The 7,938-nt window shown below is 72.9% G+C and carries 8 protein-coding genes; 7 read left to right on the forward strand and 1 reads right to left on the reverse strand.

Going from position 1 to position 7,938, the window contains the following annotated elements; genetic code table 11:
• The first annotated feature begins 490 nt into the window (after positions 1-490).
• The 4 genes from ABD811_RS26905 to ABD811_RS26920 are packed head-to-tail and all read left to right on the forward strand — an operon-like array spanning position 491 to position 3,852.
• Positions 491-1,327, forward strand: coding sequence for an ABC transporter permease (locus ABD811_RS26905; protein WP_344953066.1), 837 nt, complete (start codon positions 491-493; stop codon positions 1,325-1,327).
• Positions 1,324-2,100 (forward strand): ABC transporter permease, encoded by a 777-nt coding sequence (locus tag ABD811_RS26910; RefSeq protein WP_344953068.1) that lies wholly within the window; start codon positions 1,324-1,326, stop codon positions 2,098-2,100. Before ABD811_RS26905 ends, ABD811_RS26910 begins: the two co-directional genes overlap by 4 nt.
• On the forward strand, positions 2,087-2,863 hold the full coding sequence (locus ABD811_RS26915; RefSeq protein WP_344953070.1) for an ABC transporter ATP-binding protein: 777 nt from the start codon (positions 2,087-2,089) through the stop codon (positions 2,861-2,863). The genes ABD811_RS26910 and ABD811_RS26915 overlap by 14 nt, the downstream gene beginning before the upstream one ends.
• Entirely contained in the window at positions 2,863-3,852 is a 990-nt protein-coding gene (locus tag ABD811_RS26920; RefSeq protein WP_344953072.1) for an ABC transporter substrate-binding protein, read from the forward strand. The genes ABD811_RS26915 and ABD811_RS26920 overlap by 1 nt, the downstream gene beginning before the upstream one ends.
• Before the next feature lie 8 nt (positions 3,853-3,860).
• On the opposite strand, the gene ABD811_RS26925 is transcribed toward ABD811_RS26920, so the two are convergent.
• Complete coding sequence (locus ABD811_RS26925; RefSeq protein ID WP_344953074.1) at positions 3,861-4,631, reverse strand: IclR family transcriptional regulator; 771 nt, start codon at positions 4,629-4,631, stop codon at positions 3,861-3,863.
• A gap of 59 nt (positions 4,632-4,690) precedes the next feature.
• Here ABD811_RS26925 and ABD811_RS26930 point away from each other — a divergent pair, with 59 nt between their 5' ends.
• From ABD811_RS26930 to ABD811_RS26940, 3 genes are read left to right on the forward strand one after another with little or no spacing between them, the layout of a single operon-like run.
• On the forward strand, positions 4,691-5,947 hold the full coding sequence (locus ABD811_RS26930) for an FAD-dependent oxidoreductase (protein WP_344953076.1): 1,257 nt from the start codon (positions 4,691-4,693) through the stop codon (positions 5,945-5,947).
• Positions 5,944-7,038, forward strand: coding sequence for a cupin domain-containing protein (locus ABD811_RS26935; protein WP_344953078.1), 1,095 nt, complete (start codon positions 5,944-5,946; stop codon positions 7,036-7,038). Before ABD811_RS26930 ends, ABD811_RS26935 begins: the two co-directional genes overlap by 4 nt.
• Positions 7,035-7,916 (forward strand): fumarylacetoacetate hydrolase family protein, encoded by an 882-nt coding sequence (locus ABD811_RS26940; RefSeq protein WP_344953080.1) that lies wholly within the window; start codon positions 7,035-7,037, stop codon positions 7,914-7,916. The genes ABD811_RS26935 and ABD811_RS26940 overlap by 4 nt, the downstream gene beginning before the upstream one ends.
• Positions 7,917-7,938: the final 22 nt, after the last annotated feature.

Below are 7,938 nucleotides of genomic sequence, written 5' to 3' on the forward strand. Positions count from 1 at the left end.
GCCGCACCCGCCGGCGAGCAGCGCGGCGGCCATGGCGGCCGCCCCGGCGACGAGCCCGCGCGGCACCGTGCGGCGGTCGTGCTCGGATGGTTGCTTCACTGAGGCTCCAAGGGATCGTGCCACCGGAAGGACGTGGGATCCGCACTTCGGCGGACCTACTCTGTCCTTCGTTTACGCGTGTGTCGCGCCGGTGGGCGCACGCTTTCCGAAGCCTTCGAACGGCATTGGGTTTGGCTTGGCCGGTAGGTTCGGCCGTTATGGGCTGGACCGCGCAGATCGCGACCGCCCCGGCGACGTTCGCCGGGACCGCCCTCGGCTGATCCGGACGCCGCTCGCGGTCGATCCGGAGGCCGTCCCGCACTCGCACCGACGAATTCGGCATCGCGGAATTCGGTTTATGAGGTATTGCGCAGTGTGGAAGGCGCACATAGGTTCGCAGCACCCGGTCCGCCCCGCCCCACCAGGCGGAACCGGGACGAGGGGAGGACCCGTGACCTATGTCGCCTGGCTCCGCCCGTCCGCCGTCCGGCGGCGCGGGCCGTCCGCGGGCCGCGGCGCCGATCTCGGACTCAAGGCCGCGGGTGTGGCGGCCGTGCTGGTGCTGGCGGAACTGTGCACGCGCGGCGGGCTGCTGCCCGCCCGCTGGTTCCCCAACGCCAGCGACATCTACATTGAGTTCCTCAGGCTGGCCGGCGGTCGTCCGCTGTGGACGGAGATCGGCCGGTCGCTGCTCGGCTGGGCCGCCGGGCTCGGCCTGGGCGCGCTGCTGGCGGTGCCCACCGGGATGGCGCTGGGAGCCAGCCCGACCGCCTACCGGCTGGCCCGCGTCGTCATCGAGTTCTGCCGCCCGGTGCCGCCGGTCGCGCTGATCCCGCTGGCCGTGCTGGTGTACGGGACGGGCACGCAGACCAAGGTGTTCCTGGTGGCGTTCGCGGTGTTCTGGCCGCTGCTGTTCCAGACCGTCTACGGCGTGCGGGACGTTGACCCGGTGGCGTCCGACACCGCCCGCTCCTACGGCCTGGGCACACTGGCCCGCTTCCGGACGGTCGTGCTGCCCAGCGCGACCCCCTACATCGCGACCGGGCTGCGTATCGCCTCGTCGATCGCGCTGATCCTCACCGTCACCGAGGAGCTGGTCGTCGGCACGCCGGGCCTCGGCCGGGCCATCATCGTCGCGCAGTCGGCCGACAACGCCACCCGCATGTACGCGCTGATCATCGCGACCGGGCTGCTGGGCTGGGCGCTGAACGCGGCCTTCCAGACGCTGGAGCGGCGCGTGCTGCGCTGGCATCCGGCCCAGCGCAAGGGCGGGGAGGCGGCACGATGATCGCCAGATTGCGGGTGCTCGGACTGCACCTGGTCGTCCCGGTCGGCGCGCTGCTGGCGTTCTGGGCGTGGTCGGAACGCGCGGACAGCTTCTTCTTCCCGCCCGCCTCCGAGATCGCCCGTTTCTTCGCCGACCTGTGGCTGTTCGACCGCGTCCCCGGTGATCTGCTGCCCAGCCTGGGACGGATGTTCGCCGGGTACGCGATCGCGGTGGCCGCCGGGGTCGCCGCCGGCACGGCGCTCGGCCTGTCGCGGACGCTGCGCACCGCCGCCGACCCGGTGGTGCAGTTCCTGCGGGCGTTGCCGCCGCCCGCGCTGATCCCGTTCGCGCTGCTGCTGTTCGGCGCGGGCGACGCGTCCAAGGTGTTCATCATCGCGCTCGGCACGGTGTGGCCGATCCTGCTCAACACCATCGACGGCGTGCGCGGCGTCGAGCGCGGGCAGCTCGACGCGGCCCGCTCCTACCAGGTGCCCGTCCGGGCGCGGCTGACCCGGATCATCCTGCCGGCGGCGAGCCCGCGCATCGTGGCGGGCATGCGGACGAGCCTGTCCATCGCGATCATCCTCATGGTCGTGTCGGAGATGGTGGCCAGCGACAACGGCGTCGGCTACTTCGTGCTCGAGTCGCAGCGCTCGTTCGCCATCCCGGAGATGTGGACCGGGATCGTGCTGCTCGGCCTGCTCGGCTTCCTGCTCAACTGGCTGTTCCAGCTCGTGGAGGCGCGGGTGCTGTTCTGGCACCGCGGACTGAAGGGGACCAATGACGATGCTTGAGGTGGACCGGCTCCGCAAGGTGTACGGGCCCGACCCGTCCGCCCGTCCCGCCGTCGCCGACCTGTCGTTCGAGGTCGGGCCGCGCGAGTTCGTCTGCATCCTCGGCTCGTCGGGATGCGGCAAGACGACGATGCTGCGCTGCCTGGCCGGGCTGGAGCAGCCCACGTCGGGCCAGGTGCGGCTGCACGACACGCCCGTGACCGGCCCGCCGCCGGACATGGCCCTGGTGTTCCAGGACTACAGCCGGTCGCTGTTCCCCTGGATGACGGTGGAGCGCAACGTGTCCTTCCCGCTGCGCTACAAGGGCGTGCCGAAGAAGCAGGCGCGCGAGGCCACCGAGGAGGCGCTGGAGGCGGTGGGCCTGGGCGGCAAGGGCAAGGCGTACCCGTGGCAGCTGTCGGGCGGCATGCAGCAGCGCGTGGCGATCTCCCGGGCGCTGGCGTACCGGCCGCAGGTCCTGCTCATGGACGAGCCGTTCGCCTCCGTCGACGCCCAGACCCGCGCCGAGCTGGAGGACCTGCTGCTGGACGTCTGGCGCCGCTACGAGACCACCGTCCTGTTCGTCACGCACGACATCGACGAGGCCGTCTACCTGGCCGACCGGGTGCTGGTGCTGCGCCCGCCCGCGCACGTCGGCCTGGAGGTGAAGGTCGACCTGCCGCGTCCCCGCGACCAGCTCACCACCAAGGGCCATCCGGACTTCGGGCGGCTGCGCAGCGAGCTGTTCGCGGCCCTGCAGGACACCCCGGTGAAGGCGTCGTGATGCGCCGGACGATCCTGGCCGTCCTGCTGGCCGCGGCCTCGCTCGCCGCCTCGGCCTGCACGAACTACGGCGGCGACCTGTCGGGCGGCGCCGGGCTGGCCGCCGGACGCGGCTCCGCCGACGGCCTGCGGCAGATCAAGGTGATGGACACCGCGGGCATGCCGTCGGCGTTCCTCACCTACGGCGTGCAGCGCGGCTACTTCCGCGCCGAGGGCCTGGACGTGCGGATGCAGACGTCGGCGGGCGGCGCGGCGGCCATTCCCGCGCTGGTCAACGGCGGGCTGGACGTCGCCGGGTCCAACGTGGTGTCCGCGGTGATCGCCATGAACCGGGGCCTGCCGGTCCGGATGGTCGGGTCGGGCACCAGCACGTCCACCGACCCCGAGCGCGACTTCTCCGGTCTCGTCGTCCCGGCCGGCAGCCCGATCCGCAGCGCCGCCGACCTCGTCGGGAAGAAGGTCGCGGTCAACACGCTGCGCAACATCAACGACATCGTCATCGACGCGTCCATGCGCAAGGCGGGTGCGGCGGCGCCGAACGCCCGGTACGTGGAGATGGGCTTCCCCGACATGGCGCCCGCCCTGGAACGCGGCGACGTGGACGCGGCGATGCTGATCGAGCCGTTCCTGACCACGGCCGTGGGCAAGGGCATGCGGGTGGTGGGCCGCCCCTACTCCGACACCCGGCACGGCCTGCAGATCGGCACGTTCCTCATGGCGGCCGCCAAGGCGCGCGAGCAGCCGGAGCTGGTGTCGGCGTTCCAGGCGGGGGTGCGGCGCACCGCCGAGTCCATCGCGCGGGACCCGGACGCCTTCCGCGCCGCCCTGCCCAAGATCGCCGGGTTCGCGCCCGCCCTCGCCGCGAAGATCAACCTGCCGGGCTGGAACGGCACCACCGACCGCGCCTCGGTCGAGCTGATCGCGTCCTCCATGCGGCGCCTCGGCCTGACCGACGAGCCCTTCGACTACGACAAGGGCGTGCTCAAGTAGCCCGCGGGCTACAGGCGGGCGCGCAGCAACTGCTGCACCGACTCGGCGGCGCGTTGGAGATGGGGGACGAACTCGCGGCGCACGTCCGCCTGGACCGTGCGCGCCGCCGGGAGCACGACCGCCAGGGCGGCGAGGGGGGCGTCGGTCAGGTCGCGCACCGCGACGGCCACGGCGCAGATGCCCTCCTCGCCCTCCTCCTCGTTGAGCGCGTAGCCGTGCGCGCGGATCAGGCGCAGCTCGGTCTCCAGCCGGTCCCAGGTGGTGATCGAGCTGGCCGTGCGGCCGGACAGCACGCGGTCGCGGTAGCGGCGCTCCAGCTCGAACGCCGGCAGCGCCGCCAGGATCGCCTTGCCCGCCGCCGTGCAGTGCGCGGGCATCACCACCCCCGTGCGGTCGCCGACGCGCACCGTGCGGGGGCTCTCCACGCAGTCGACGAAGCGGACGTTGCGTCCCTCCAGCAGCGTGAGGCTGACGGTCTCCTGCGTCTGCTCGGTCAGCTCCTCCAGGACGGGACGCGCCACGGTCCGGATGTCGATGCGCCCGATCGCGGCCAGCCCGATCTCATTGAGGACGGGACCGGGCCGGTACACCCCGTTCGGCTTGTCCTGGAGCACGAAGCCGCGCCGCCGCAGCGCGCTGAGCAGGCGGTGCGCGGTGGAGCGGGCGACGCCCAGCAGGTCCGCCGCCTCCGACACGCGCAGCGTCTGCTGCTCCCCGATGAGTTCCAGCAGGCGCAGGGCGTTGTCCACGGAACGGGACCCGCCGTCTGAGTTCGGCATAGCGGAACTTTAACAGCAAATCTTTCGCTATGGCGGAATGCCATGGCAGCGTTGCGTGCATGACCCGCACCCCCATCTCGCAGGACCCCTCGGACCGGCCGGTGATCGTCGTGGGCGCCGGGCCGGTCGGCACCACGGCGGCGGCGCGGCTGGCCGCCGACGGCGTCCCCGTCGTCCTGGTGGAGGCCGAGCCCGAGCCCCGGGCGGACTGGCGCGCCTCGACGTTCCACGCCGCGACGCTGGAGCTGCTGGAGGGCATCGGCGTCACCGCCCGGATGCACGAGGAGGGCCTGGTCGTGCCCGTCTACCACTTCCGGGACCGCCGGGACGGCCTGGTCGCCGAGTTCGACTTCCGCCTGCTGGCCGACGAGACGCGCTACCCGTACCGGCTCCAGCTCAACCAGCAGCACCTCGTCCGCATGGTGTTCGAGCGGCTGCGCGGCGCCGACGGCGTGGAGCTGCTGTTCGGCTCCACGGTGACCGGCGTGGCCAACGACGGCGACGGCGTGACCGCGACCGTCGAGACCCCGGACGGCACCCGCGTCCTGCGCGGCTCCCACCTGATCGGCGCGGACGGCCCGCGCTCCACCGTGCGCCGCTCCCTCGGCATCGACTTCGAGGGCTACACCTACCCCGAGCGGTTCCTCATCGTCAGCACCACCACCGACCTGAGCGAGCTCATCCCCGGGCTGGCGCATGTCAACTACGTCGCCGACCCGCACCAGTGGCTGTTCGTGCTGCGCACGCCCGAGTCGTGGCGCGTCGTCTACCCGGTGTCGCCGGACGAGCCCGTCGAGGAGGCCACCGCGCCCGACCGGCTGCAGCGGCACCTGCAGGGCGTGGCGCCCAACCCGGCCGGCTACCCGATCGTCGACCGCCAGGCGTACAACGTGCACCAGCGCGTGGCGTCCACCTTCCGCGTCGGCAACATCCTCATCGCCGGGGACGCCGCCCACATCAATTCCCCGATCGGCGGTGTCGGCCTCAACAGCGGCATCCACGACGTGATGGACGCGGCCGCGCGCATCGTGCGCATCCGGGCGGGCGACGGCGACCCCGAGGCGGAGCTGGCCGCCTACGACGCGGTGCGCCGCCGCGTCGCCGTCGAGTACGTGCAGGCCGACACCCAGCGCAACACCGAACGGCTCAAGGAGACCGAGGAGTCGCGCAGGCGCGCCGCCCAGGACGAGATGCGCGCCACCGCCGCCGACCCCGAGCGTGCCCGCGCCTACATGCGGCGGGTGTCGCTGCTGGAGAGCGTCCGGCGCTTCGGCATCGGCACGCCCCCCGCGCACCTGGAGGGAGCGGCCGTATGACCGAACCGGACATGAGCGACCTGGAGAAGCTGTACGCGCGGGTGGACGCGGCGGGGCTGCGGCCCCTGTGGACGATCACCGAGCAGCTGCTCACCCCGACGCCGCGCCCCAAGGCGGTGCCGTGGCTGTGGCCCGCGGCGACGATGCGCCCGCTGGCCGAGGAGGCGATCCGGCTGGTGCCGGTGGAGCGGGGCGGCGAACGGCGTGTGCTGTCGCTGGCCAACCCGGGCCTGGGCGGCAGGCCGTACGCGGCCGGGACGCTGTGGGGCGCGCTGCAGGCCCTCGGCCCGTACGAGTCGGCACCGGCGCACCGGCACTCGCCGGGGGCGATCCGGTTCGTCCTCGAAGGCGAGGGCGTGTGGACGACCGTGAACGGCGACGCCTGCGACATGGCCCCCGGCGACCTGGTGCTCACCCCCGCGTGGGCCTGGCACGACCACACCAACGGCGGCGACGCCCCCATGTTCTGGTTCGACGGCCTCGACCTGCCGATGATCGAGGCGCTGGACGGGGTGTTCTTCGAGCCGTACCCCGAGCAGCGGCAGCTCGTGGACGACCCGCACAACGCGTCCGAAGGCACCCACCGCCCCGCCTACGCGCGTGCAGGCGCCGTCACGACACTCGACCCCGCGCCGTCGCCGCTGCTGGTCTACCGGTGGGCCGACACCGACGCCGAGCTGTCCCGGCTGGCCGGGACCTGCGACGACGCCGTGGTCGAGCTGGAGTACACCAACCCCGAGTCGGGCGCGAGCGTGCTGCCCACGCTGAGCTGCGGCATGCTGCGCGTGCTGCCCGGACGGCGCCCCGTGCGGCCGGTGCGGCGCGGCGGCAACACGGTCTTCGTGGTGTTCCGCGGCGAGGGCCACACCGTCATGGACGGGCGGCGCTTCGACTGGCGGGCCGGTGACATGTTCGTGGCGCCGTCGTGGGTCGCCGTCGAGCACCACGCCGCCGTCCCGTCCGACCTGTTCGCCCTGGGCGACGCGCCCGTACACCGCGCCCTCGGCATCTACCGGGAGGAGAGCCTCCCCGGCCCGCAGACCGTCACCGGCACGTTCACCGGCACGTTCACCCCGGAGGAGACGCCATGAAGCTGGCGCTGTTCGACGACGCGCGGCTCGGCGCGAACCGGCTCGGCGTCCTGGTCGAGGACGGCGTCGTGGACGTCACCGCGTCCCTGCCCTGGCCGCACGACCCCGACCCGCTGACCGCCGGATGGTGGCGGCGGCTGTGCCGCGACTTCGCCGACGTGCGCGAGGAGCTGGCGCGGGCGGCGGACAAGGGGCCCGCGCTGGACCCGGCGGACGTCCGGCTGCGCGCGCCCGTCCTCAACCCGTCCAAGATCGTCGCCTGTGCCAGCAACTACGCCGACCACGTCGCCGAGATGCACGGGGTGCAGGAGCGCACCCTCGGCAAGGTCGAGCACTGGATGATGAACTTCGACGTGTTCCTCAAGGCGCCGTCGTCCATCAGCGGCCCCCAGGACGACATCGTGCTGCCGGACGCGGTGGTGAACGCCGGGCAGGAGATCCACCACGAGTCCGAGCTGGTCATCGTCATCGGCACGGGAGGCCGCGACATCCCCGAGGCCGACGCGCTCGCCCACGTCCTCGGCTACACGATCGGCCTGGACATCACCGTGCGCAGCGCCGCCGACCGCTCCCGCCGCAAGTCCTACGACACCTTCAGCCCGCTCGGGCCGTGCGTGGTCACCGCCGACGAGGTGGGCGACCCGTCCGACCTGCGCATCCGGCTGACCGTCAACGGGGAGGAACGGCAGCACGTGCACACCGCCACCCTGATCACCAAGGTGCCGGCGATCGTGGCGTACGCGTCGTCGATGATGACGCTGCTGCCCGGCGACGTCATCTTCACCGGCGCGCCGCCCGGCGTCGGCCCGATCGAACGCGGCGACCGCCTGGACACCCACATCACCCGCATCGGCGCCATGCGCCTGAACGTGCGCTGAGACGGCGGCGGCCGGGCGGGGA

The sequence above is a fragment of the Actinomadura miaoliensis genome (assembly GCF_039536785.1).
Taxonomy (GTDB): domain Bacteria; phylum Actinomycetota; class Actinomycetes; order Streptosporangiales; family Streptosporangiaceae; genus Spirillospora; species Spirillospora miaoliensis.

Bases quoted from the DNA above. Each gene is read 5' to 3' on its own strand.
- ABD811_RS26925 (WP_344953074.1), bottom strand. From the start codon at position 4,631: ATGCCGAACTCAGACGGCGGGTCCCGTTCCGTGGACAACGCCCTGCGC.
- ABD811_RS26920 (WP_344953072.1), top strand. From the start codon at position 2,863: ATGCGCCGGACGATCCTGGCCGTCCTGCTGGCCGCGGCCTCGCTCGCC.
- ABD811_RS26935 (WP_344953078.1), top strand. From the start codon at position 5,944: ATGACCGAACCGGACATGAGCGACCTGGAGAAGCTGTACGCGCGGGTG.
- ABD811_RS26940 (WP_344953080.1), top strand. From the start codon at position 7,035: ATGAAGCTGGCGCTGTTCGACGACGCGCGGCTCGGCGCGAACCGGCTC.
- ABD811_RS26915 (WP_344953070.1), top strand. From the start codon at position 2,087: ATGACGATGCTTGAGGTGGACCGGCTCCGCAAGGTGTACGGGCCCGAC.
- ABD811_RS26930 (WP_344953076.1), top strand. From the start codon at position 4,691: ATGACCCGCACCCCCATCTCGCAGGACCCCTCGGACCGGCCGGTGATC.
- ABD811_RS26910 (WP_344953068.1), top strand. From the start codon at position 1,324: ATGATCGCCAGATTGCGGGTGCTCGGACTGCACCTGGTCGTCCCGGTC.